16 protein-coding genes are annotated in these 25,887 nt (G+C 62.8%); 9 read left to right on the plus strand and 7 right to left on the minus strand.

Features of this window, described 5'->3' with window-relative positions:
• Positions 1 to 229: 229 nt before the first annotated feature.
• Positions 230 to 1,534: an isocitrate lyase gene (gene aceA / locus ACNA1V_RS00345; RefSeq protein ID WP_415831577.1), complete on the plus strand. Its 1,305-nt coding sequence runs from the start codon at positions 230 to 232 to the stop codon at positions 1,532 to 1,534.
• A gap of 401 nt (positions 1,535 to 1,935) precedes the next feature.
• Here the strand turns inward: aceA and ACNA1V_RS00350 are convergent, their stop codons facing one another.
• Complete coding sequence (locus ACNA1V_RS00350; RefSeq protein WP_415831578.1) at positions 1,936 to 4,224, minus strand: NADP-dependent malic enzyme; 2,289 nt, start codon at positions 4,222 to 4,224, stop codon at positions 1,936 to 1,938.
• A gap of 445 nt (positions 4,225 to 4,669) precedes the next feature.
• Between ACNA1V_RS00350 and ACNA1V_RS00355 the strand changes: the two genes are divergently transcribed.
• From ACNA1V_RS00355 to lpdA, 3 genes are all read left to right on the plus strand, one after another.
• Complete coding sequence (locus ACNA1V_RS00355; protein ID WP_415831579.1) at positions 4,670 to 7,537, plus strand: 2-oxoglutarate dehydrogenase E1 component; 2,868 nt, start codon at positions 4,670 to 4,672, stop codon at positions 7,535 to 7,537.
• A gap of 42 nt (positions 7,538 to 7,579) precedes the next feature.
• Positions 7,580 to 8,794, plus strand: coding sequence for a 2-oxoglutarate dehydrogenase complex dihydrolipoyllysine-residue succinyltransferase (odhB, locus tag ACNA1V_RS00360; RefSeq protein ID WP_415831580.1), 1,215 nt, complete (start codon positions 7,580 to 7,582; stop codon positions 8,792 to 8,794).
• 138 nt (positions 8,795 to 8,932) lie between these two features.
• The gene (gene lpdA, locus ACNA1V_RS00365; RefSeq protein ID WP_415831581.1) at positions 8,933 to 10,360 is read left to right on the plus strand and encodes a dihydrolipoyl dehydrogenase; all 1,428 of its coding nucleotides are present in this window, start codon (positions 8,933 to 8,935) and stop codon (positions 10,358 to 10,360) included.
• A 184-nt stretch (positions 10,361 to 10,544) separates the two neighbouring features.
• Here lpdA and ACNA1V_RS00370 read toward each other — a convergent pair whose 3' ends face one another.
• Together ACNA1V_RS00370 and ACNA1V_RS00375 are read right to left on the minus strand one after the other, a co-directional pair.
• Positions 10,545 to 11,744: an MFS transporter gene (locus ACNA1V_RS00370; protein ID WP_415831582.1), complete on the minus strand. Its 1,200-nt coding sequence runs from the start codon at positions 11,742 to 11,744 to the stop codon at positions 10,545 to 10,547.
• Between the two features lie 146 nt (positions 11,745 to 11,890).
• The gene (locus ACNA1V_RS00375; protein ID WP_415831583.1) at positions 11,891 to 13,093 is read right to left on the minus strand and encodes an MFS transporter; all 1,203 of its coding nucleotides are present in this window, start codon (positions 13,091 to 13,093) and stop codon (positions 11,891 to 11,893) included.
• Between the two features lie 135 nt (positions 13,094 to 13,228).
• Between ACNA1V_RS00375 and ACNA1V_RS00380 the strand changes: the two genes are divergently transcribed.
• Complete coding sequence (locus tag ACNA1V_RS00380) at positions 13,229 to 13,825, plus strand: TetR/AcrR family transcriptional regulator (RefSeq protein WP_415831584.1); 597 nt, start codon at positions 13,229 to 13,231, stop codon at positions 13,823 to 13,825.
• A 30-nt stretch (positions 13,826 to 13,855) separates the two neighbouring features.
• Here the strand turns inward: ACNA1V_RS00380 and ACNA1V_RS00385 are convergent, their stop codons facing one another.
• Positions 13,856 to 15,343, minus strand: a complete 1,488-nt coding sequence (locus ACNA1V_RS00385; protein WP_415831585.1) for an MFS transporter — start codon at positions 15,341 to 15,343, stop codon at positions 13,856 to 13,858.
• Between the two features lie 257 nt (positions 15,344 to 15,600).
• On the opposite strand from ACNA1V_RS00385, the gene ACNA1V_RS00390 reads away from it, so the two are divergent.
• From ACNA1V_RS00390 to ACNA1V_RS00405, 4 genes are all read left to right on the plus strand, one after another.
• Complete coding sequence (locus ACNA1V_RS00390) at positions 15,601 to 16,248, plus strand: TetR/AcrR family transcriptional regulator (RefSeq protein WP_415831586.1); 648 nt, start codon at positions 15,601 to 15,603, stop codon at positions 16,246 to 16,248.
• Positions 16,249 to 16,472: 224 nt separating this feature from the next.
• Complete coding sequence (zapE, locus tag ACNA1V_RS00395; RefSeq protein WP_415831587.1) at positions 16,473 to 17,570, plus strand: cell division protein ZapE; 1,098 nt, start codon at positions 16,473 to 16,475, stop codon at positions 17,568 to 17,570.
• A gap of 177 nt (positions 17,571 to 17,747) precedes the next feature.
• Entirely contained in the window at positions 17,748 to 19,097 is a 1,350-nt protein-coding gene (locus ACNA1V_RS00400) for a tryptophan--tRNA ligase (RefSeq protein WP_415831588.1), read from the plus strand.
• 108 nt (positions 19,098 to 19,205) lie between these two features.
• Positions 19,206 to 19,655 (plus strand): hypothetical protein, encoded by a 450-nt coding sequence (locus tag ACNA1V_RS00405; RefSeq protein WP_415831589.1) that lies wholly within the window; start codon positions 19,206 to 19,208, stop codon positions 19,653 to 19,655.
• Positions 19,656 to 19,739: 84 nt separating this feature from the next.
• On the opposite strand, the gene ACNA1V_RS00410 is transcribed toward ACNA1V_RS00405, so the two are convergent.
• Genes ACNA1V_RS00410 through ACNA1V_RS00420 form a run of 3 tightly spaced genes read right to left on the minus strand, consistent with a single transcriptional unit; the run spans position 19,740 to position 25,564 of the window.
• Entirely contained in the window at positions 19,740 to 21,206 is a 1,467-nt protein-coding gene (locus ACNA1V_RS00410) for an efflux transporter outer membrane subunit (RefSeq protein WP_415831590.1), read from the minus strand.
• Positions 21,206 to 24,337 (minus strand): efflux RND transporter permease subunit, encoded by a 3,132-nt coding sequence (locus ACNA1V_RS00415; RefSeq protein ID WP_415831591.1) that lies wholly within the window; start codon positions 24,335 to 24,337, stop codon positions 21,206 to 21,208. Before ACNA1V_RS00415 ends, ACNA1V_RS00410 begins: the two co-directional genes overlap by 1 nt.
• A 21-nt stretch (positions 24,338 to 24,358) precedes the next feature.
• The gene (locus tag ACNA1V_RS00420; protein ID WP_415831592.1) at positions 24,359 to 25,564 is read right to left on the minus strand and encodes an efflux RND transporter periplasmic adaptor subunit; all 1,206 of its coding nucleotides are present in this window, start codon (positions 25,562 to 25,564) and stop codon (positions 24,359 to 24,361) included.
• Positions 25,565 to 25,887: the final 323 nt, after the last annotated feature.

A 25,887-nucleotide genomic window follows, 5' to 3' on the forward strand; every position in this document is an offset into this window, starting at 1 on the left:
TTATCTGGTGAAAAATGTTTGTTGCGCCGCGAAAAATCATTTTTCACATCTCGGATGTATCATTTCATAGTGTGGTTGTTTTTTTGTATCTTATTGAATTTAAAGTAAAAATAAATTTATCTTGTGCAGGAGTCAGAGCAATGTTGCGGCGCATATAAAACTTAGAATTTCTCCCAACAGTTTCAATTTTTCCATCGTCAATCCAAAGAAGCTGCTGAGGAGGCAAACCATGAGCACCCGTGAAAACCTGATCCGTGAATTGCAGAAAGACTGGGCCGAGAACCCGCGCTGGAAGGGTATCCGCCGCGACTACGATGCGGCAGAAGTGGTCCGCTTGCAGGGCACGGCAGGTATCGAGCACACATTGGCCCGTCGTGGCGCCGAGAAGCTGTGGCAACAGCTGCACGAGCAACCTTTCGTCAACGCCCTGGGCGCATTGACCGGCAACCAGGCCATGCAGCAGGTGAAGGCCGGGCTGAAGGCCATCTACCTGTCGGGCTGGCAGGTGGCCGGGGACGCCAACCTGGCTGGCGAAATGTACCCGGATCAATCGCTGTACCCGGCGAACTCCGTGCCCCAGGTGGTGCGCCGTATCAATAACGCCCTGCAGCGTTGCGACCAGATCCAGTGGATGGAAGGACGCAATCCCGGCGATGAGGGCTATATCGACTACTTCGCCCCCATCGTTGCGGATGCGGAAGCCGGTTTCGGCGGTGTGCTGAATGCATTCGAGCTGATGAAGGCCATGATCGAAGCGGGCGCCTCGGGCGTGCACTTTGAAGATCAACTGGCCTCGGCCAAGAAATGCGGCCACCTGGGCGGCAAGGTGCTGGTGCCGACGCGTGAAGCCGTTGCCAAGCTGGCGGCAGCCCGCCTGGCCTCCGATGTGCTGAATGTGCCGACGCTGCTGGTGGCGCGTACGGATGCCGACGCGGCCGATCTGCTGACCAGCGACATTGACGAAAATGATCGCCCCTTCATCACTGGCGAGCGTACGGTCGAGGGCTTCTTCCGCACGCGTCCCGGTATCGAACAGGCGATTTCCCGTGGCCTGGCCTACGCGCCCTATGCCGATCTGGTCTGGTGCGAAACCTCGGTGCCGGATCTTGGCTATGCGCGCCGCTTTGCCGAAGCGATTCACCGTCAGTTCCCGGACAAACTGCTGTCGTACAACTGCTCGCCTTCCTTCAACTGGAAGAAGAACCTGGACGACGCCACGATTGCCAAGTTCCAGCGCGAGCTGGGCGCCATGGGCTACAAGTTCCAGTTCATCACGCTGGCTGGCTTCCATGCGCTGAACTACGGCATGTTTGACCTGGCCTACGGGTACGCTCGCCGCAATATGAGCGCCTTCGTGGAGTTGCAGGAAAAGGAATTCGCCGCGGGCGAACGTGGTTTCACGGCAGTGAAGCACCAGCGCGAAGTGGGAACCGGCTACTTCGACGCGGTGACCCAGGCCGTCGAAGGGGGCGCCTCGTCAACCACTGCGTTGACCGGCTCCACCGAGGAAGCCCAGTTCGCCGCCCAGCATTGATCGTGGCGGATGGCGGTTGGTCTGGCGGGAGTCGTCCCGCCAGCCAGCCGGCAGTAATCAGGTAGTCGCTTCCCTCCGCTTTCCGATGGCGGCGGAGGGAAGGCATCCGGCGGCGCGGCGCAGGCCGCACCTGCTGTCTCGGGCGGGTTGCCGGATGCACGTGTTGGGCCGCTGCGGCTTCGGGCGGTAGCCATCGGGTATGGAGGAGGCGGAACGCTGCGTGGGGCAGGGTTCCGGGAGACAGCCGCACCTGGAAGTGCGGCGTTGACAGTCTGCCATGATGCTTGCGTGTCATAGGCAGTCAGCCAAAGAAAAATCCCGGCGGAGTGGTGTCCGCCGGGATTTTTTGTCGTGCGTTACCGAACGCACTGTCGGCCAGCCCCGCATGGCGGGGCTGGCGATCAGTTGGCTGCGTCAGCGTGCTGCTGAGCGTCCACCACGGCCAGCGCCGTCATGTTGACGATGCGGCGCACAGTGGCGCTGTTGGTCAGCACGTGTGCGGGCAATGCGGCGCCCAGCAGGATGGGGCCCATGGCGACACCGTGGCTGCCGGTCATTTTCAGCAGGTTGTAGGTGATGTTGCCGGCGTCCAGGTTGGGCATGACCAGCAGGTTGGCGCGACCATGCAGCGTGCTGTCAGGGAAGGAAAGCTTGCGGATCTTCTCGGACAGGGCCGAATCGGCATGCATTTCTCCATCGACTTCCAGGTCGGGCGCTTGTTGCGCCAGCAGTTCGCGTGCCTGGGCCATCTTGTTCGACGATTCGCTGGGACGGCTGCCGAAATTGGAGTGCGACAGCAGCGCAATCTTCGGTTCCACGCCAAAGCGGCGCATTTCATGCGCTGCCTGGATGGTGATGTCTGCCAGCTCTTCGGCGTTGGGGTTTTCGTTGACGTGCGTATCCGTGATGAACAGGGTCTGTTCCGGCAGCATCAGGACGTTCAGCGCGCCATAGGCCTTGATGCCGGGTTTGCGGCCGATGACATCGTCGATGTAGCGCAACTGGTTGTCATAGCGGCTGCTCACGCCGCAGATCAGCGCGTCGGCATCACCGCGCTTGACCAGCAGGGCGCCGATCAGCGTGTTGTGCTTGCGGATCATGGCCTTGGCGACCGCAGGGGTGACACCGTGGCGGGCCTTGAGCTGATAGTAGGCTTGCCAGGTTTCGTTGAAGCGAACGTCATCCTCAGGGTCAACGACCTCGAAGTGCGTGCCGGCTTCCAGGCGCAGGCCCAGTTTCTTGAGGCGCATGTCGATCACGGCAGGGCGGCCCACCAGGATCGGGAAGGCCAGCTTCTCGTCCACAACGGTTTGTACGGCGCGCAGCACGCGTTCTTCTTCACCGTCCGCGTAAATGACGCGCTTGGGGGCCTGGCGGGCCTGCTTGTACAGCGGGCGCATCAGTTGGCCGGAGTGGTAAACGAAGGCCTGGAGCTCCTGGCGGTAGGCATCCATGTCCTGAATCGGACGGGCGGCGACGCCGGACTGTTCTGCGGCGCGGGCCACTGCCGATGCCACTTCCACGATCAGGCGCGGGTCGAAGGGCTTGGGAATGATGTAGTCGGGGCCGAAGCTCAGGTCCTGGCCGGCATAGGCCACGGCGACTTCGTCATTCTGTTCCGCCTGGGCCAGCGTGGCGATGGCATGCACGCAGGCCAGCTTCATTTCCTCGGTAATGCGCGAGGCGCCGACATCCAGGGCGCCACGGAAAATGAAGGGGAAGCACAGGACGTTGTTGACCTGATTGGGATAATCCGAGCGGCCGGTGGCAATGATGCAATCCGGACGGGCGGCTTTGGCGATGTCGGGACGGATTTCCGGCTCGGGGTTGGCCAGCGCCAGGATCAGCGGACGGTCGGCCATGGTCTTGACCATGTCTGCGTTTAGGACGCCAGGCGCCGAGCAGCCCAGGAACACGTCTGCGCCCACCGTGATGTCGGCCAGGGTGCGCGCATCGGTCTGTTGCGCATAGCGGGCCTTGTTGGGCTCCATGTTGGGCTCGCGGCCGACCGTGATCACGCCGCGGGAGTCCACGACGTAGATGTTTTCACGGCGGATGCCCAGGCTGACCAGCAGGTCCAGGCAGGCGATGGCGGCTGCGCCGGCGCCGGAGCAGACCAGCTTGACCGAGTCCATGGACTTGCCGACGATTTTCAGGCCGTTGATGACGGCGGCGCCGGAGATGATGGCCGTGCCGTGCTGGTCGTCGTGGAACACCGGGATGCTCATGCGCTCGCGCAGCTTCTTCTCAATATAGAAGCATTCGGGCGCTTTGATGTCTTCCAGGTTCACGCCGCCCAGCGTGGGCTCCAGCGCAGCGATGATATCGACCAGTTTGTCAGGGTCGGTTTCGGCCAGCTCGATGTCGAAGACGTCGATGCCGGCGAATTTCTTGAACAGGCCTCCCTTGCCTTCCATGACCGGCTTGGCGGCCAGCGGGCCGATGTTGCCCAGCCCCAGGACGGCGGTGCCGTTGGTGATGACGCCGACCAGGTTGGCGCGCGAGGTATAGCGCGCGGCGGCGGCATTGCCTTCCGCATGGATGGCCATGCTGGCTGCGGCGACACCTGGCGAGTAGGCCAGGGACAGGTCATCCTGGTTGGCCAGCGGCTTGGTGGGAGTGACCGAGATTTTCCCGGGCTTGGGGTAGGCGTGGTAATCCAGCGCCAGTTTGGTCAGATTTTCGTCCATGGACTTTCTGAAAGACAAGTGAGAAAGTAGGGCCGCGAGTACAGCGTTTGCTCCGGCAAGAAACAAAAGATACCCGAAAACGCCGAGCTGCGGGCGAGTGTCATGTGTTGCATTGCATTAACGGTTTTTGCAGCGCAGGGCGGCAAGACCTAATTTGGACTTATCGAACGGCATCTGTTTGGCATGTCGCGGCTAAGTCTTAGCTACTGCCGCCATCGCGCCGCACAAAATTATTTTCCGCCGGCGCACTTGGACTGGAATGGCGCCGAAAAAGGGTTTGGAAGGGGCCTCAAATGGTATGAAAGCGCTATACTGGACTGCAATACGGCTATTGAGGCTCGTTCACGTCGCCTTCTGCCCCGCTATCCGCTAACCGGTTTGGCCGTGTCGCGGAAGGTTTTCCTGCATCGTCAAGGGTGAAACGCCCGGAAAGGTGAAGCGTTACATGTCATCGCAAACAGAATCCCTGTCCTCCTCATACCTGTTTGGGGGGAACGCGCCATACGTAGAAGAACTCTACGAAACGTACCTGGACAATCCGGGTGCCGTGCCTGAAAACTGGCGCGCCTATTTCGACCAGCTGCAGCATCAGCCTGCAACCGATGGTCAGGAAGGCACGCGCGACAGGGCTCACGCTCCCATCGTCCAATCCTTTGCCGAGCGCGCCCGGGCCAATGCCTTTGCCGTCCGCGTCCAGGAACCCGACCTTTCCGTCGCCAGCAAGCAGATCGTCGTCCAGACGCTGATTTCGGCATACCGTTCGCTGGGTTCGCGCTGGGCCGAGCTGGATCCGCTCAAGCGCCACGAGCGCCCGCAACTGCCGGAGCTGGATCCCGCCTACTACGGCCTGACCGAGTCCGACCTGGACCAGGTCTATGCGGCGACCGACACGTATTTCACGACGGCCGACCGGATGACGCTGCGCGACATCCTCAAGGCACTGCGCGACACCTACTGTGGTTCTGTCGGCGCGGAGTTCATGCACATTTCCGATCCCAAGGCCAAGCACTGGATCCAGCAGCGCCTGGAGTCGGTGCATTCGCATCCGGATCTGACCGTTGACCAGAAACGCCATGTGCTGCAGCAGCTTACCGAGGCCGAAGGCCTGGAACGCTTCCTGCACACCAAGTACGTCGGCCAGAAGCGCTTCTCGCTGGAAGGCGGTGAAAGCTTCATCGTCTCCATGGACGAGCTGGTGAATCACGCCGGCGAATCGGGCGTGCAGGAAATCATCGTCGGCATGGCTCACCGTGGCCGTCTGAACATGCTCGTGAACATCATGGGCAAGATGCCGGGCGATCTGTTTGCCGAATTTGAAGGCAAGCACGCCGAAGGCCTGACCGACGGTGATGTGAAGTACCACAATGGTTTCTCCAGCGATCTTTCGACGCGCGGCGGCCCCGTGCACCTGTCGCTGGCCTTCAACCCGTCCCACCTGGAAATCGTCAACCCCGTGGTCGAGGGCAGTGTGCGTGCCCGCCAGGATCGCCGTGGCGATACCAAGGGCGAGCAAGTCCTGCCGGTGCTGGTGCACGGTGACGCCGCCTTTGCCGGCCAGGGCGTGGTCATGGAAACGCTGAACCTGGCGCAGACCCGCGGCTACGGTACGGGCGGTACGGTGCACCTGGTCATCAACAACCAGATCGGTTTCACGACTTCTGACCCGCGCGACTCGCGTTCCACACTGTATTGCACGGACGTGGTCAAGATGATCGAAGCCCCGGTGTTCCACGTTAACGGCGACGATCCCGAAGCCGTGGTGTTCGTGACCCGCCTGGCTCTGGATTACCGTCGTGAATTCAACCACGATGTCGTGGTCGATATCGTCTGCTTCCGCAAGCTGGGCCACAACGAACAGGATACGCCGGCGCTGACGCAGCCGCTGATGTACAAGCGCATCGGCCAGCACCCCGGTACCCGTCAGCTGTACGCCGACAAGCTGGAAAGCCAGGGCATCCTGCCGGCCGGCAGTGGCGACGAGCTGGTTGCCGCCTACCGCCAGCTGATGGAAGACGGTCAACGCACCATCGAGCCGGTGCTGACCAACTACAAGGGCAAGTACGCGACCGACTGGACGCAATTCCTGAACGCCAAGTGGACGGATCATGCCGATACCGGCGTGCCGCTGGCCGAACTCAAGCGTATCGGCGAGAAGCTGACGCAAGTGCCGGAAGGCTTCACGGTGCACCCGCTGGTGGCGCGCCTGCTGAACAGCCGTGCCGAAATGGCCCGGGGCGAAATCAACCTCGACTGGGGCATGGGCGAGCACCTGGCGTTCGCTACGCTGGTGGCTGCCGGCTACCCGATCCGCATCACCGGCCAGGACTCCGGCCGTGGCACCTTCACGCACCGTCATGCCGTGCTGCACGACCAGAAGCGTGAACGCTGGAACGACGGCAGCTATATCCCGCTGCAGAACGTGTCTGAAGATCAGGCCTCGTTCACGGTGATCGACTCCGTGCTGTCCGAAGAAGCGGTGCTGGGCTTTGAGTACGGCTATGCCTCCGCCGAGCCCAACACGCTGACGATCTGGGAAGCCCAGTTCGGTGACTTCGTCAACGGCGCGCAGGTCGTGATCGACCAGTTCATCGTGTCCGGCGAAGCCAAGTGGGGCCGCCAGTGCGGCCTGACGATGATGCTGCCCCATGGCTATGAAGGCCAGGGCCCGGAGCACTCGTCTGCCCGTATTGAGCGCTTCCTGCAACTTTGCGCCGACAATAACATCCAGGCCGTGCAACCCACGACCTCGGCGCAGATCTTCCACCTGCTGCGTCGCCAGATGATCCGTCAGTTCCGCAAGCCGCTGGTGATCTTCACGCCGAAGTCGCTGCTGCGCAACAAGGATGCCGGCTCGCCCCTGGAAGAACTGGCCAACGGCCACTTCCACCCGGTGCTGGGTGAAGTGGATCAGGCTATTCAGCAGGATAAGGTCAAGCGCCTGCTGGTGTGCTCGGGCAAGGTGTATTACGACCTGGTGCATGCCCGTCGCGAACGTAGCGCGGAAGATGTCGCCATTGTCCGCGTGGAACAGCTGTATCCGTTCGCGCACAAGGATTTCGCTGCGGAAATGGCGAAGTACCCGAATCTTGCTGAAGTGGTGTGGGTGCAGGACGAACCGCAGAACCAGGGCCCCTGGTTCTACATCCAGCACCACCTGTATGAAAACATGAGCGCTGGCCAGAAGCTGAGCTATGCGGGCCGTCCCGCCTCCGCTTCGCCCGCCGTGGGCTATCTCGCCAAGCACAACGAGCAGCAGAAGGCCCTTATCGAACAGGCTTTCGGCAAGCTCAAGGGCTTCGTGCTGAGCAAGTAATCCATCCCGGAACAGAACCAATATCCATACAGGAAGAACATAATGGCCATTATCGACGTTGTTGTCCCGCAGCTTTCCGAGTCCGTCTCGGAAGCCGCCCTGCTCAACTGGAAGAAGCAGCCCGGCGAAGCCGTTGCCGCTGACGAAATCCTGATCGAAATCGAGACCGACAAGGTTGTGCTCGAAGTGCCCGCGCCCAAGGCTGGCGTGCTGGCCGAGATCGTCCGTGGCGACGGCAGCACCGTGACTTCCGGTGAACTGATCGCCAAGATCGACACCGAAGGCAAGGGCGCCGCTGCTGCTCCCGCCGCCGCAGCCGCCCCCGCCGCTGCCGCTGCTGCGCCGGCCGCAGCGCCTGCTGCTGCCAGCGCTGCTGGCGTGGCCTCTCCGGCTGCTGCCAAGATCCTGGCCGAGAAGGGTGTCGAAGCCAGCTCGGTGGAAGGTTCCGGCCGTGGCGGCCGCGTGACCAAGGGCGACGCCCTGGCTGCCCAGGCACCTGCCGCCAAGCCCGCTGCTGCGCCGGCTGCTGCACAACCGGTGCAATTGTCGCTGGATGGCCGTCCGGAACAGCGCGTGCCGATGAGCCGCCTGCGCGCCCGCGTGGCCGAGCGTCTGCTGCAATCGCAAAGCGAAAACGCCATCCTCACGACCTTCAACGAAATCAACATGAAGGCTGTGATCGACCTGCGCAACAAGTACAAGGACCGCTTCGAAAAGGAACACGGCGTCAAGCTGGGCTTCATGTCCTTCTTCGTGAAGGCCGTGGTTGCCGCACTGAAGAAGTACCCGATCCTGAACGCTTCGGTCGATGGCAAGGACATCATCTACCACGGCTACTTCGATATCGGTATCGCTGTCGGCAGCCCGCGTGGCCTGGTGGTTCCCATCCTGCGCAATGCTGACCAGCTGTCGATCGCAGACATCGAAAAGCAGATCGCCGACTTCGGCAAGCGCGCTTCCGAAGGCAAACTGGGCCTGGAAGAGCTGACCGGCGGTACGTTCTCGATCTCCAACGGCGGTGTGTTCGGCTCGATGCTGTCCACCCCGATCATCAACCCGCCCCAGGCTGCGATCCTGGGCATTCACGCCACGCGTGAGCGCCCGGTCGTGGAGAACGGCCAGGTCGTGATTCGCCCGATCAACTACTTCGCCATGTCGTATGACCATCGCATCATCGACGGCCGCGAAGCCGTTCTGGGTCTGGTCGCCATGAAGGAAGCGCTGGAAGACCCGCAGCGCCTGCTGCTGGATCTGTAATCACCAGCATGGCCCCGGCAGCGCCTGCCGGGGCCGGTCATTCGCAGCGGCCGCCGCAAGCGGGCTGCGTCCCCGAGGCTGCCGTGCCATGCGTCATGCATGGCCGGCACGCCGACACTAGCGAGAGATTCCCCAATCATGTCCAAGCAATTTGATCTTGTCGTCATCGGCGCTGGCCCTGGCGGCTATGTGGCCGCGATCCGTGCCGCACAACTGGGCCTGTCCGTGGCTTGCGTTGATGCCGCGGAAAACGCCAAGGGCGGCCCCGCTCCCGGCGGTACCTGCACCAACGTCGGCTGCATTCCGTCCAAGGCGCTGCTGCAATCGTCCGAGCATTTCGATCAGGCCAATCACCACTTTGCCGAACACGGCATCGAACTGAAAGGCGTGTCGCTGAATCTGGACAAGCTGATCGGCCGCAAGAACGAAGTCGTCAAGCAGAACAACGAAGGCATCCTGTACCTGTTCAAGAAGAACAAGGTCACCTTCTTCCATGGCCATGCTGCATTTGCAGGCCAGGTCGAAGGCGGCTGGTCCATCAACGTGACCGGCAAGACCGAGGAAAACCTGGTTGCCCGCCATGTGATCGTGGCGACGGGTTCGGCCCCGCGCGAATTGCCGGGCGTGCCGTTTGACGAAAAAATTGTCCTGTCCAATGACGGCGCATTGCGTCTGGATGCCGTGCCCGGCAAGCTGGGTGTGATCGGCGCCGGCGTGATCGGCCTGGAAATGGGCAGCGTATGGCGTCGTCTGGGTGCGGCTGTGACCGTGCTGGAAGCGGCACCGGAATTCCTGGCTGCTGCCGATCAGCAGGTTGCCAAGGAAGCCCTGAAGGCATTCACCAAGCAAGGCCTGGATATCCAGGTTGGCGTGCAGATCAGCGAAATCAAGCCTTCCGCCAAGAAGGTCGATATCAGCTACAAGAACGCTGCTGGCGAAGAGCAGAAGCTGACGGTGGATCGCCTGATCGTGTCGATCGGCCGCGTGCCGTTCACGGGCGGCCTGAACGCTCCGGCCGTGGGCCTGAACCTGGACGAGCGCGGTTTCGTCGCCGTGGACGCCGAGTGCCGCACCAACCTGCCCAATGTTTGGGCCGTGGGTGATGTGGTGCGTGGCCCGATGCTGGCGCACAAGGCCGAGGAAGAAGGCGTGGCGGTTGCCGAGCGCATCGCCGGCCAGCACGGCCATGTCAACTTCGCGACCATTCCGTGGGTGATCTACACCTCGCCGGAAATCGCCTGGGTGGGCCAGACCGAGCAGCAACTGAAGAAGGAAGGCCGTGCCTACAAGGCTGGCAGCTTCCCGTTCCTGGCCAATGGCCGCGCGCGTGCGCTGGGTGACACCACCGGTTTCGTGAAGGTGCTGGCGGATGCCAAGACCGACGAAGTCCTGGGTGTGCATATTGTCGGCCCGGTGGCATCCGAGCTGATTGCCGAAGCCGTGACCATCATGGAATTCCGTGGCGCCGCTGAAGACATCGCCCGCATCTGCCATGCTCACCCGACCCTGTCGGAAGCCATGAAGGAAGCCGCTCTGGCGGTGGACAAGCGTGCATTGAACTTCTGATCCCTGCCCGCCTTGGGCGGGTGAGGAAACAGCAAAACCCCTTTTCGTCAGGAAAGGGGTTTTTTTATTGCAGGCGGCAGTTGGCAGCAGCCAGCCATCGGTGCGGCCAACCCTGCCATGCTGGCCGTTCCGGGGATGGAAAGAGAGGCACAGGCCCGATTGGCGGCCCTGGCTCTGCTGCGCTTCACCGCTGGGTTGCGCCGGTACGTAGCCGTATGCGCAGGCACAGGCCGGCACTCAATAGCAAGGCCAGCGCGGCGAACCCCGTCATGAGCCGGAGATTGCCTGTCAGGCCGTAGCGATCCACGATCTGTCCGCCCGACCAGGCACCCAGGGCGATACTGATATTGAATACCCCTACATACAAGGCAGTGGCGATTTCAATGGCATCGGGCGCGGCTTTCATCATCCAGCTCATCAAGCCGACCGAAACGCCACCATAGGCCAGGCCCCAGATCATCAGCGTGAATGTGCCGCCAAGCGGCGTGTGGCCGGCCGCAAGGAACAGCAGCGGCGTCAACAGCAGCCCCAGTGCAATGATGGCCAGCGTCAGTGCAGTATGCCGCCCGGCAAGCAGACCGGCCAGGAAGTTGCCCGCAATGCCCGCCAGCCCGTAGCCGAACAGCAAGCTGGCGATCCAGTGGGCCGGAATGTGGGCCGCCGAGAGCAAAAGGGGGCGCACAAAGGTAAAGGCCAGGAAGTGCCCGGCAACCAGCAGCACGGTCATGAGCAGACCGAACAGCAGAGGCCGATTGGCAAATTGCTCGACGAATTGCTTCAGGGAGGAGGAGTGATTGACCGGTAGCGCCGGAAGCGCGACAAGCTGAAGCAGCAGCACCAGCCCGCTCAGCATGGCCATGCTGCCGAAGGCCCAGCGCCATCCGGCAAGCTCGCCCAGCCATGCACCCAGGGGCATGCCCAGTACCGAGGCGGCGGCCACGCCGCCAAAGATAAGGGAAGTCGCCATGCCGACGGCATGTGCAGGAACGAGCCGGGACGCCAGGCCACCGGCAATGGCCCAGATGCCGCCCATGCAGAACCCCACCAGGATACGTGCGCCCAGCATCCAGGGCAGGCTGGGAGCCAGGGCGGAGGCCAGGTTGGCGATGACCAGGAGTGTGAGGAGTGTGCACAGAATGCCCCGCCTATCCCTGTTGCCGGCACTGATGACCACCAAGGGGGCGAACAGCGCGGCCAGCAGTGCAGGCAAGGAAATCATCAGGCCGGCGGTGCCGGTGGAAATGTCCAGCGTCTCCGCGATCGGGGTCAGCAGGCCCACTGGGAGCATTTCGGTGGTGACGACTGAGAACGTGGCAAGACTGACCGTCGTGACGGCCAGCCAGGAGGAAGTGGTCGGATTCGTGCTGATTGGTGATGCAGGCATGATAGGGGCGTGGAATGGGTTCTTGACTCAAGGGGGTCTTGACTTTGGGGGGATTGCGCAGTGGCCGCGCTGTCGCGGCTGTCGCGGCTGTGGCGCAGCCGCTAGGCGGCTCGGTGGTGCTGTGGGGGTCTGGGGCCCAGCGGCGATTACGCCGTGGCCGGGGCGGCATGGGTACGCAGGCCGTGGTGGCTGCGCAAGGTGATGAGCAGCACTGCGGCGCCTGCGCCGACAGAAACGAGGAATCCCGTGTTTGCACTGCCTCCATCTATCATCTGGCCAGATGCCGCCGCACCCAGGGCAACGCCGATATTCAAACCGGCCAGCAGCCAGGTCATGCCTTCGGTCAGCCGCTGTTCCGGCACCAGGCGCTCAACCAGCGACATGGCTACGATCATGGTGGGAGAGAAGAACAAACCGGCCAACAGAACGGCACCCGCCAGCGCCGGGATGCTGCCGGCCAGCAGCAGGGGAAGCGTGGTGGCGGCCGTCGCGCACCCGCCCGCCAGGAGCAGGCGATGCAGGGGGGCGGGATGTTTGATGGTGCCAAATAGCAGGCCGGCCAGGCATGAGCCTGCGGCATAGGCAGATAGCACCAGGCTGGCGGCAGCGGGTTGGCCCGCGTGTTCGGCAAAAGCCACGCTGACGATATCCACGGTGCCGACGATGACGCCCATGGCCGTCATGAGCAGGATCAGCCAGGCCATATGTGGCAGGAATAACACGGGCCTGGCACCTGTGATGGCAGTGCGTCTTGTTGTGACGGGGGGCTCGGTGCGGCGTTGTGCCACCAGGACAGAGACGCCGATCAGCAGGCATATCGCGGCAGCCGCCAGGCCCGCCTGCGGCCAGACCGTTACAGATAGGCCCACTGCCAACGGTGGCCCGGCAATGAACGTCAGCTCATCCAGGACGGTTTCCAGTGAATACGCCGTTTGCAAAAGTGGCTGGTGACGGTACAGCGTTGTCCAGCGCGCGCGTACCATGGCCGAGATGCTGGGCATGCAGCCTGCCAGCAAAGCACCGATGAACAGCAGCCCATCATGGGCCTGCAATCCGTTGGCGCTTATCAGGAGCAGGAAGCCAAGGGTGCTGAGGAGGGTGACGATAGGCAGGATGCGACGCTGGCCATAATGATCCACCAGACGGGAAATCTGCGGCGACACCAGGGCGTAGGTCAGGACAAATGTGGCGGCGACGGCGCCCGCCAAGGCATAGCTGCCGCGCAATTGCGACAACATGGTGATGATGCCTATGCCAGACATGGGCAGCGGCAGGCGCGCCAGCAGGCCGGCCAGGGTGAAGCCTTTGGTGCCTGGGATGGTGAAAAGTGCTCGATAAGGGTTTGCCATTGAATGCTCCGGCGAATTTGCGCTTGCCGGCAGAAGGCAAGGCAGGGAAAATACATACATGTCGTATGTATGAAATCATATATTCATACGGAACGTATGTAAATAATCATACGAAAAGTATGTAAAGGAGAGGAAATGGTTCGCCGTACCCGTGCCGATATGGAGGAAACCCGGGCAGCCTTACTGGCAACGGCCCGTCAAGCGTTTGGGGAAAAAGGCTATGCCGATGCGTCGATGGACGAGCTGACTGCGCAAGCCGGTTTGACGCGCGGCGCGCTGTATCACCATTTCGGTGACAAGAAGGGATTGCTGGCGGCAGTCGTGGATCAGATAGATGCGGAAATGGATGCGCGCCTGCAAGCCATTACCGATGCCGCCGAAGGGGATTGGGAAGGGTTTCGTGGCCGTTGCCGCGCATATCTGGAGATGGCGCTGGAGCCGGAAATTCAGCGCATTGTGTTGCGTGATGCCAGGGCCGTGCTGGGGGGCGCCACGCCGGAGTCACAGCGTCACTGCGTGGACTCCATGCAGCGCCTGATCGGTCGCCTGATTGAGCAGGGCGTGGTGGCCGAGGCAAATCCGCAGGCATTGGCGTCCCTGCTTTACGGCAGCCTGGCGGAAGCCGCCTTCTGGATTGCAGACGGGGAAGATGGCAACCGCCGGCTGGCCCAGGCCATTGCTGCGCTGGAGTTGTTCCTGCGTGGTTGGCTGGCCAGGGCTGGCACGGACTGAGTCAGGGCGGCACGCCTGGCGCAAACAGCGTCATGCCTGCGCGGGCGCCGGTATGCGCATCCGCAGCAGCCCGGCAAGCGCCAGCAGGCTGGCGAGACCGGCGCCCAGCATGGCCAGATGGAAGCCGCTGGTCATGGCGGCGGTGTAGCTGTCCGCCAGCTGCGCGGCCAGCCCGGCAGGGAACCGATGCTGCGTAATGACCTGTTGCGCCAGGGCGCTTGCGTCAGGCAAGCCTGCCTTGGCCGCGCGCAACGCGAGTTGCCGGGTGGCATCGCTGCTCATGAGCGCACCGAGCAAGGCAATGCCCAGCGTCATGCCAGCCTGGCGCAGCGCATTCATGGTGGCCGAGACAGAGCCCGCCTGTTCCGGCGGGGCCATACCCATGATGACCAGGCTGGTGGCGGGCACGGCCAACCCTGCACCGGCGCCCAGCAAGGCCAGATTCAAACCGATGACTCCGTAGGCGGTCGTGGCGTCGCATCCCATCATCGCGAACATGGCGACAGCAATCAGTGCATAGCCGCAAAGCATCAGGGTGCGTACCGACAGCCACATGCCCAGGCGCCCGAACAGCATGGAGAGGCAAGCCGTTACGACGAATTGCGGCATCATGCGCCAGCCGGTTTCCACCGGAGACCAGCCGTGGATCTGCTGCAGGTAGATGGAGAAGAAAAAGAGGCTGCTGTAATAGGCGAAGCCCAGCATGAATGAGGCGTTGTTGGCCAGGACGAAAGCCGTGTGGCGGAACAGGGCCAAAGGCAACAGAGGTCGTGCGACACGCCGTTCCACGAGGATGAACAGAACGAAACCGGCCAGCGCCAGGCCCAGCGTCAGCAAGGTCAATGGCGTGAGGAATCCGGTTTCTCCAGCCTGGATCAGGCCGTAGGCCAAGGCGCCCAGCGCGATGACGCTCAATGCCTGGCCCCAGGGGTCGCGGGCGGCATGGTCGGGAAAACGACGTTCCGGAATGCCCCAGGCTCCCAGGGCAACCGCCAGCAGGCCTAGCGGCAGGTTGATGAGGAAAATGCTTTGCCAGCCCAGGCTGTCCAGCAGCAATCCGCCCAGTAGCGGCCCGAGAATCAAGGCCAGGGCCGAGAAGGCAGACCAGCCGCCGATAGCGCTGGCGCGCGCCTTGGGCTCCGGGAAAATATGCGTGAGGATGGGCAGGGCGCCAGCGATCAGCAGGGCCGCAGCAACGCCTTGAATGGCACGGCCGGCCAACAGGATGCCTAGATTCGGAGCCAGTCCGCAAACGGCAGAGCCTGCCGTGAACAGAATGACGCCGGCCAGCCAGGCGCGTTTGTGGCCGTGGCGGTCAGCGGCCGGGCCGGCAGACAGCATCAATGCGGACAGGCAGATGGCATAGGCGTTGACGACCCACTGCAAGCCGGCAATGTCGGTATGCAAAGCGGTTTGCATGGTGGGCAGCGCCACGTTGACGATGCTGATATCCAGTGTGGCAAGAAAGGTGCCTAGATAGGCAGCAGCCAATGCGGCACGACGGCGTGCGGTGTTCATGGTGAGGGATTCCCGTTGCTGGAAATGCGAATTGTTATCTCGATTCCAATGCATGCTATCAATCGACTGACCGTCGGTCAATGAAATGTTCGATTTTTTTTAGGGGCTATGAGAAGATTTCAATTAGACTGCCAGCGGCTTTTCCGTCCCGTTCTGCTCAGGCTGGGACAGAAAAGCACTGCTGGCTGCCGTCAGGTCTGGCCGTGGTGTCCCCGGCAGTGATATACCGATGAACCGCTAACCAAGAGTCGAGAAGGATGACCGTCAATCCTGTGGATCCGCCCGTTCCTGCGACTGTCGTTGCCAAGGCGGCGACGGCGCGAACCAAACCCGCCGAAGTCCGGTTGGAAGAATTGATGGCGGCCGCTGAAACCCTGTTCCTGGAGAAAGGGGTGGAAGCGACGACGGTGAGTGAAATTGTTGAGAAGGCGCAGGTGGCCAAGGGCACCTTCTATCATTACTTTTCCTCCAAGAGTGAGATGCTGGAAGCGCTGGAGCGTCGCTATACCCAGCAGTTCCTGGCTAGTCTGGAGCGCGCGGTGGCGGCCTGCGCCGAGGACGATTGGGCCGGGCGCCTGCGCGCCTGGATTGAGGCCAGCGTCGCGGCGTATGCGCAGACGTACCGCACGCACGATATGGTCTATACCAACCATCACCACCTGGATCGTGACAACCCGGCGCGCAACGCCATCCTGGCCCAGCTGCTGCACATCGTCGAGGGCGGGGCGGCAGCAGGCGTCTGGGCTGCGCCCAGGCCGCGTATGGTCGCGCTGCTGATCTATGCTGGTGTGCATGGCGCGACCGATGACCTGATCGCGGCTCGCGCCGCGACGGTCGAGCCGTTCGCGCAGGACCTGGCCGAACATTGCCTGCGGCTGTTGCCGCCTGAGGGACAGGCAGATTAAGGTCGGATCCGCTGGCGGGACGGTTGGCGTGAAGTGTCCGGCAAGAAACCGGCATGGCCGGCGGGCAGTTCAGACGAGACATCCGGGGGTTTTGACAGGATTTTCCGTGATATCTATGTTTCTGCTGCCAACCCGCCCGTACAATCGTTCTTTTGAGCGGAAGATGATGGCGCATGCCGGTGCGTCTTTCGCTTTGTCTGCGCATGCCAAGGAGTGATGGGCGCATGAATGTCATCGAGTATTACGAACATGCTCTGGCCGAGCGCGGCTACAAGCCTGATGCAGCGCAGCGCACGGCGATAGAGCGCCTGCAACGCTATTACGACGATTGGGAAGTCTATCTGAAGCGCGAAAGCGGTCTGTTCGGCCGCTTGTTCCGGCGTCATGAGCCGGCGCCGCGCGGCGTCTATTTCTGGGGCGGCGTGGGGCGCGGCAAAAGCTTCCTGATGGATGCGTTCTTTGAGACGGCGCCTGTCGAACGCAAGGGACGCCTGCATTTCCATGAGTTCATGCGCGGTGTCCACAAAGAGCTGGAATCCGTCAAAGGCATGGAGGATCCGCTCGACGAAGTGGCGCGCCGTGTCGCCGACAAATACCAGCTGATCTGCTTCGACGAGTTCCATGTCTCGGACGTAGCCGACGCCATGATCCTCTACCGGCTGCTGCTCAAGCTGTTCGAGTATGGCGTGTCCTTCATCATGACCTCCAATTACGAGCCTTCCACCTTGTATCCCGAGGGCCTGCACCGCGACCGGATCCTGCCTGCCATCGCCTTGATCCAGGATCGGATGGACATCATGAACGTCGATACCGGCGTGGACTATCGCCAGCGTGCGCTGGAGCAGGTCGATTGTTATTACACGCCGCTCGGGCCGCAGGCCGATGCCCATATGGAGCGTGCCTTTGCGCACTTCGCCCACACGCCGCGGCAGGAGCCGCCGGTGCTGGAGGTGGAGCATAGGGAACTGCGGGCAGTCCGCCTGGCGGAAGACGTCGTGTGGTTTGATTTCAAGACGCTGTGCGACGGTCCGCGTTCTCAGAATGATTACCTGGCACTGGCCGCCCGTTTCGAGGCGGTGCTTTTGTCCGATGTGCCGCGCATGACTGCGCGGGATGCGTCTGCCGCGCGGCGGTTTACCTGGTTGATCGACGTGCTGTACGACCACAAGGTGAAACTGGTCATGTCGGCGGAGTGCGAGGCCGAGCAGCTGTACGTAGATGGCCCCATGGCCAACGAGTTTCACCGTACGGTATCGCGTATCGTGGAAATGCAGTCGCGTGAGTACCTGGAGAGCGAGCGCCGCATGGTGTCCGCGCTGTAAACCTCACGGCCGGGGGCTGCCCGGCCGGTACTGCCTGCTTTTCGTGTCATGGCGGGCAAGGGCGGGCGGCTTGTCCTGCGTGCCTGCGATGAGCCGCGTTACACTTGAGCCGTTAATCCGTGTTGCGCAGGTCTTGCGCAGCCGGGTTCCGTTCAGCCTTGCTTTCCTCCCGATACCATGACTACGCGTGTACTGACAGGCATTACCACCACCGGCATTCCCCATCTGGGCAATTACGCGGGCGCCATCCGCCCGGCGATCAGCGCCAGCACCGAGCCGGATGTCGATGCCTATTTCTTCCTGGCCGACTTCCACGCCTTGATCAAGTGCGATGATCCCGAGCGTATTGCGCGTTCGCGTCTGGAAATTGCAGCGACCTGGCTGGCCGCAGGGCTGGATACCGAGCGCGTCACGTTCTATCGTCAGTCCGATATTCCGGAAATTCCGGAACTGTCGTGGCTGCTGACCTGCGTGACATCCAAGGGCCTGATGAACCGCGCGCATGCCTACAAGGCGGCTGTGGATCAGAACCTGGCCCGCGACGCAGAGGCTGATGATGGCATCACCATGGGCCTGTTTTCCTATCCGGTGCTGATGGCGGCCGATATCCTGATGTTCAATGCCCATCGCGTGCCGGTGGGGCGTGACCAGATCCAGCATTTGGAAATGGCCCGCGATATCGCGCAGCGCTTCAATCATCTGTACGGCCAGGGCAAGGATCTGTTCGTGCTGCCGGCCGTCGAGATCGCCGAAGAAGTCGCGACCTTGCCGGGCCTGGATGGCCGCAAGATGTCCAAGAGCTACGACAACACCATTCCCTTGTTTGCGGGCGGTGCACGTGCCTTGCAGGATGCCGTCATGCGCATCGTGACCGACTCGCGTGAGCCGGGCGAAGCCAAGGACCCGGATGCATCGCATCTGTTCACGCTCTATCGCGCCTTCGGCAGCGCCGAGGAAACGGCAGTGTTCCGCCAGCAACTGCTCGACGGCATGGGCTGGGGCGATGCCAAGAAGGCATTTCTGGTCTTGCTGGAACGCTTGCTGGCGCCCATGCGCGAGCGTTATGAGGCACTGATCGCAAGGCCGGATGATATCGAGGACATCCTGCTGGCGGGTGCCCGCAAGGCGCGTCAGGAATCCGTTCCTGCACTGGAAACCTTGCGTGCCGCCGTGGGGCTGCGCAGCCTGAAGACAGCGGTGGCACCGGTGGCGAACAAGGAAGAAAGCGCTGTCGCGCCAAAGCCGCCGCGCTTTGTGAGTTTCCGTGACGAGGATGGCGCGTTCCGCTTCCGTTTGCTGAGCGGCAATGGCGAGGAGCTGCTGCTGTCGCGCGTGTTTGCCAATCCTAAGGATATCGGTGCGGTCACGCGCCGCCTGGTGGCAGAGCCGGATAATGTGTCCATTGCTTTCGTCGATGGCGCCTGGGTGGTATCGCTGGATGGCGCAGCGCTGGCCACCGGGGGCCAGGATGTGGCGGGTTTCGACGAGCGCCTGCGCTGGGAACTGGAAGTCTTGAAACAGGCCTGATGGTCCTCTGTGCTGCCTGCCTGGGCGGCAGCCCAGGCAGGCAGCAGGAAGCGCTGAACGGGTGTTTCCTGCTGCCGGATCCGCATACGCATCCGGGCTCATCTCACCATGATTCTCCCTGAAATTTTTTCAAGTTCTTTGCTTCTACGCTTGCGCATGGGGGTGCTGGTGGCGTTGGCTGGCCTGTTTGCCACGGCTGGGCAGGCGGCTGAACGCGAGGTCCTGTCCGTGATCCAGACGCCGCCCGAGAGCGAGATCGCCGAGTGGGCTTCCGAGCCCTCGCTGCATGGCTTGGCGCTGGCGAATCTTGTTGCCAGCAATTGCACTCTCGAAGGCCTGGAGGCGGGTGATGCTGCCCTGCTTGCCGGCACGGCCCAGCAGGTCGCCAGTCATATGGGCGTGGGCCAGGAAGAATATTTTTCGGTTTATATCGGCAGCGCACTGCGCGAGATGGGGGCCGCTGGTGCTTGCGACACCTACGCCGAGAGTACCCGCAGCCTGGTCCTGATCCTGAAGGAGCGGGGCGGGGCTGTTCTCAAGGGTGCAGATCGAGAGTAAGACCGGCGCAGGCGCGCGGCGGCGCATCCCGCTCAGCCCGTGGTGACGCGGCAGGGCGGGACGCGCTCCTGGCCCGTCTCCGGGTCAGGGGGTATCTGCAGGCTGCGCGCTGGCTGACGAGGCCAGCACGGGCGCTGCTTCGTTGCCGGCATCGCCGCCCAGCACCCTGAACAGCGTGATGCGGTTGATGGCTTCCTCCAGCCGCAGGCCAATCAGGCCTTGGCGTGCGCTGTACAGGCTGCGCTGCGCGGTCAGGGTTTCCAGGTAGCTGTCCACGCCGTTGCGGTAGCGCGCATCGGCGAGGTCGTAGCTGCGCTGGTTGGCGGCGACCAGTGCCTGCTGGGCATCGAGGCGTTCCGCAATCCGTTGGCGCACGGCCAGCGCATCGGCCGTTTCCCTGAAGGCGGTCTGGATGGCGCGCTCGTACTGGGCAACGTTGATGTCGCGACTCACGGTGGCGACATCCAGTTCGGCGTGCAAGGCGCCAGCATTGAAAATGGGCAGCGTGATGCTGGGCACGAACGACCAGATGCGGTGCCCGCCGCCATCGAACAGATCCGACAATCCCTGGCTGCCTATGCCGGCACCTGCGGTGAGGGAGATGCGGGGGAAAAAGGCGGCGCGGGCGGCGCCGATATTTGCATTTGCCGCCATTAGCGCATGTTCCGCAGCCTGGACATCCGGGCGTTGCAGGAGCACGGTGGAGGGCAGGCCTGCCGGCAGCGCGCTCAGGGCGACGGACGCCTGCATGGCGCCGTGTCCGGCATCGGGCAGCAGTCCGGCTGGCACCGGCATGCCTGTCAGCAGGTCCAGCGCATTGCGGGCCTGGGCCAGATCCGTTTTATAGGTGGAAACATCCACCCTGGCGCTTTCCACGCTGGCTTGCACGGAAGCGAGGTCAACGCCGGAAACCACGCCTTCTTCATGCATGGCACGGGTCAGTTTCAGGGTGTGCTGCTGGCTGGCAAGCGTATCCTGCGCCACAGCCAGGCGCTGCTTGCTGGCGGCTATCTCCAGCCAGGCGCTTGCTGTTTCGGCCATCAGGCTGAGCTGGGTGCTGCGTTGGGTCTGTTCCGTTGCCAGATAGGTCTCCAGCGCTTGCTGATTGAGACTGCGCAGGCGTCCGAACAGATCCAGTTCCCAACTGCTCAGGCCGGCCTGCAGAGAGCTGCCGCGGTTGACCTGGGTGCCGTCTTCGCCCGCAACGGCGCGAGATGCGCTGTGCTGGCCGTTGAGATTGACCGATGGCCAGCTGTCGGCGCGCTGGATGCGGTACTGCGCGCGCGCCTTTTCAATATTGAGCAGGGCCACGCGCAGGTCGCGGTTGTTGGCCAGGGCAAGCTCGATGACCTGGCGTAGTTGCGGGTCAGCGAAAACCGCGCGCCAGGCGAGAGGTGCGTAGGCGGCCGCCGGGTTGGCGGTGCCGTCCAGGCTGGCGGGAACCGGCGGCTGCGGACGTTCGTAATCGGGCGCCAGCGTGGTGCAGCCGGCCAGGGCGAACAACAACGCGGCAAGCCCCAGGCGGCGCAGAGGATAGGGAGAGGCAGACATCAGCTTGGATCCTCATCATGGCGCGTGACGCGCTTGCGCCCAGGCATCAGGCTGCGCACGATGACATAGAACAGCGGTACGAAGAAAATGCCCAGCAGGGTGGAGACCAGGGTGCCGCCGAACACGCCGGTGCCTAGCGAGTGGCGTCCGCCGGCGCCGGCCCCGGAACTGATCACCAGCGGGAAAACGCCCAGCAGGAAGGCCAGCGAAGTCATGATGATGGGGCGCAGGCGCATTCGGGATGCGTGTAGCGTTGCGTCTATCAGGTTCATGCCCCGGCTTTCCAGATCCCGGGCAAACTCCACGATCAGGATACCGTTCTTGGCGGCCAGGCCGACCGTAGCCAGCAGCCCGACCTGGAAGTAAACGTCATTGGCCAGGCCGCGCGAATAGGTCAGCAGCAGCGCTCCCACGATACCGATGGGCACGGCCAGCATGACGGAAAACGGAATCGACCAGCTTTCATAAAGCGCCGCCAGGCACAGGAAAACGAACAGCAGCGAGACGGCATAGAGCAGCGGCGCCTGTGCGCCGGAGATCTGTTCCTGGTAAGACAGGCCTGACCAGGCGTAGCCGATGCCGGCCGGCAAGCGGGAGACCAGGCTGGCGATTTCGGTCATGGCCGTGCCGGAACTGACGCCGGGCGCAGGCTCGCCGGTAATTTCCAACGCGGCTGAACCGTTGAAGCGCGCCAGCGCGGCGGGCGCCTGGCTCCAGTCATTGGTCGAGAAGGCGGCGAACGACACCATTTCCCCGTTGCTGTTGCGTACCCACCAGCGGTTGATGTCCTGCGGCAACATGCGGGATTCCGCCTCGCCTTGCACATAGACCTTCTTGATACGCCCGCGATTGATGAAGTCGTTGACGTAGGAGCCGCCCATGGCGATGGAGAGCGTATTGTTGATGTCCACCAGCGAGACATCCAGCGCCGCCGCCCGGGCATCGTCGATCTTGATATCGAACGAGGGGGAATCTTCCTGGCCGCCATAACGGACATTGATGAGATTCGGGTTATCGGCCGCCAGGCGCAGCAACTCATTCTTGGCATCGACCAGCGCGTCATGCCCGACGCCGCCCAGATCCTGCAATTGCAAGGTAAAGCCGGTGCTGCGGCCCATGCCGGGAATACCGGAGGGCGCCATGGCGAAGATCTGTGCGTCCTTGACCTTCGCCATTTCAGCGGAAATGCGCCGGCCGATTTCCTGGGCATTGGCCTGGCGTTCAGACCAATCCTTGAGTTTGACGAAGGCCATGCCGACGTTCTGGCCGTTGCCGCTGTAACTGAAGCCGGAAATGGCCATGACGGACTGGATCTCCGGCTGGCTCAGGGCGTAATCGGTCAGTTTGCCCATGGTTTCGACCGTGACTTCCTGCGTGGTGCCGGGGTTCAGCTTGACCTGCACCATCAGGATGCCTTGATCCTCTTCCGGGAGAAACGAGGTCGGCAGGCGCCAGAACAGCAAGGCCATCACGGCCAGCAGCAGCACATAGACGAACAAGGAGGCCAGCCGATGCGTGATGACCCGGCGCACCCCGTGCTGGTAGCGCGTGGCGCTGCGGTCGAAGGCATGATTGAACCAGCCGAAGAAGCGGCCCAACGGGCCGCGCCGGCTGGCATGGGCGCTGGCGGGCAGCGGCTTCAGAAAGCTGGCGCACAGGGCTGGCGTCAGCGTCATGGCGACCAGTACCGAAAGAATCATGGATGCCGCGATCGTGACCGAGAACTGGCGGTAAATCATGCCGGTTGCACCGCCAAAGAAGGCCATGGGCAGGAACACTGCAGTCAGGACCAGGGCGATCCCAACCAGGGCGCCGGTGATCTGGCCCATGGATTTGCGCGTGGCTTCGCGGGGCGACAGGCCTTCTGTGATCATCACCCGTTCGACGTTCTCCACCACGACAATGGCGTCGTCCACCAGCAGGCCGATGGCCAGAACCATGCCGAACATGCTCAGTGTATTGATGGAGTAGCCCAGCGCGGCCAGAACCCCGAAGGTTCCCAGCAGCACGATGGGCACGGCAATGGCCGGGATCAGGGTGGCGCGCCAGTTCTGCAGGAACAGGTACATGATCAGCACCACCAGGACGATGGCTTCGATCAGGGTCTTGACGACTTCCTTGATGGAAATCTGCACGAAGGGCGTCGTGTCGTAGGCAACCTGGTAGCTGAGGCCCGGCGGGAAGAACTCGGACAGTTGCGCGAGTTTTTCCTTGACCGCATGCGAGACATCCAGGGCATTGGCGTCGCTGGCCAGCTCGATGCCCAGGCCGGCGGATACCTTGCCGTTGAATTGGCTGCTGATGGCATAGCTTTCGCTGCCCAGTTCGACGGTCGCGACATCGGACAGATAGACCGCGCTGCCGTTGGGGGCAGCCTTGAGAATGATGCGCTCGAACTGTTCAGGCGTTTGCAGGCGGCTGCGCGAACTGATGGTGGCATTCAGGCGTTGCCCCTGGATCGAGGGCAGTGCGCCCAGGGCACCCGATGAAACGTCGTTGTTCTGTGCCTGGATGGCATTGGAGACATCCGAAGGCATCAGGTTATAGGTGCGCAGCTTGTCCGGATCCAGCCAGATACGCATGGAATACTTGGATCCCATCACCTGCACATTGCCCACGCCATTGACGCGGCCAATGGGGTCCTGCAACGTCGCCGCCATGTAGTCGGCGATATCGGTGCGGTTCATGCTGCCGTCTTCGGAGGTGAAGGCCAGCACCATGAAGATATTGCCTGACGACTTGGTGACGGTGACGCCGGTATCCTGCACCGGCTCGGGCAGCATGCGTTCCGCCTGTTTCAGCTTGTTCTGCACCTGTACCTGGGCGGTATCCGGGTTGGTGCCCGACTCAAAGGTCAACGAGATCTGCGAGGTGCCCGACGAACTGCTGGTCGAGGACATGTACATCAGGTTGTCCAGCCCGGTCATCTGCTGCTCGATCACCTGCGTGACGGAGTTTTCCACCGTTTCGGCCGATGCGCCGTTGTAGGTGGCGCGGATGGAGACGGAAGGGGGGGCGATATCCGGGTACTGCTCCAGGGGCAGCAGTTTGATCGACAGCAGGCCGGCCAGCATGATGACGATGGCGATAACCCAGGCGAAGATGGGGCGATCAATGAAAAAGCGGGACACGTCGTCAGGCTCCTCGCGGGATTAGCGTGCGGCAGGAGCGGGCGCAGCGGCCACCGCCTGGCTGTTTGCCTCCACCGGGTTCACGGTGGCGCCGGGCTTGAGCCGGCTGCCTCCCGCGATGACCAGGCGTTCGCCGGCCTGCAGGCCGGAGAGCACGATCCATTGGTCGCCCAGGGCATCACCCAGCTGAATGACGCGCTGGCTGAGCTGGTTGTCGTCGTCCACCAGCTGTACCGTGGCTTCGCCACGGGTGTTGCGGGTAATGGCGCTTTGCGGCACCAGGATGGCATTGTCATTGATGGCCATGGGCAGTTCCGCCCGGACATACATGCCGGGCAGCAGCAGGCCATCCGGATTGGGCAGTACGGCGCGCAGCAGGACATCGCCCGTGCCGGTGCCGACCGAGGTGCCGATGAATGCCAGCGAGCCGGTCTGGTCGTAGGTGCTGCCGTCCTCCAGCAGGACACGGACGTCTATGGCTTCGCCTGCGGACTTGAGTGCCCCACTGCTCATACGTTTGCGCAAAGACAGCAGCTGCGCGCTGGAAAGCGAGACATCCACATAGATAGGGTCGAGCTGCCGGATCGTGGTGAGCGGTGTTTCCTGATTGCTGGTCACCAGCGCGCCAGGGGTATAGCTGGATGTTCCCACCACACCGGAAATGGGTGCCTTGATCCGCGTGTAGTCCAGATTGATGCGAGCCGTCTGCAGTGCGGCCTGGGCGGCCAGAACCGCCGCTTCGTTCTGGCGCAGCGTGGCCTGAGCTTCATCGGCCGCCTGCTGGCTGACGGCGTCGAGCTTCAACAGGTTGGCATAGCGCTGGGCCTTGGGGCGGGCTGCCAGCACGGCCGCTTCCGCCTGGGCCAGATTGGCTTTGGCGCTGTCCAGGGCTGCTTGGTAGCTGGCCGGGTCGATCTGGTACAGCACCTCGCCCGCCTTGACGTCCTGGCCTTCCGTGAAGAGCCGTTTCTGCAGGATGCCACCGACCTGAGGGCGGACATCGGAGATCATGTAGGCCACGGTACGACCGGGCAAGCGCTGGTTGACAGCCAAGGCCTGCGTGGCGACCGGCTGCACGATGACCTCTGCGACCGGGGCGGGTGGCGGCGCGGCCTTTTCATTGGAACAAGCCACCAGGGTGAGGGCCAGTAATACCAGCAGCAGAGGACGCTGGCCGTGCCGTGCAGAAAAGCGGAAGGAGCCGGAAGACGGACGAGCGGACATCATGAAAACCTCGGATCGCTGGGAACGTTACTCTAACCCGGGAATGTGCAGGAAATTTGAAACGGGGGCTCAGGGCCATGCCCGCAGGCGGGCATGGCGGCTGGATCAGGGCAGCCGGGCAGGGGAAATCCGCTGCCGGGCGGGCTGCCACGCTGTCCGCAGCCGCGGCAGGTGCGCCGGGGCAGCATGATGAGAGGGCCGGGGACAGTGTCGGGTCAGGTGGAATGACAGCCGGCAGTGGCAAGCCATGCCGAGAGCCGTGGCGGTCGTGGCCGCCCTGCGCCGTTTCTGTACGTTGCGGGGCGGAACCTTGGTGGCCTTCGCTG

It is taken from the genome of Kerstersia similis, assembly GCF_965139615.1.
Lineage (GTDB): Bacteria > Pseudomonadota > Gammaproteobacteria > Burkholderiales > Burkholderiaceae_B > Kerstersia > Kerstersia similis.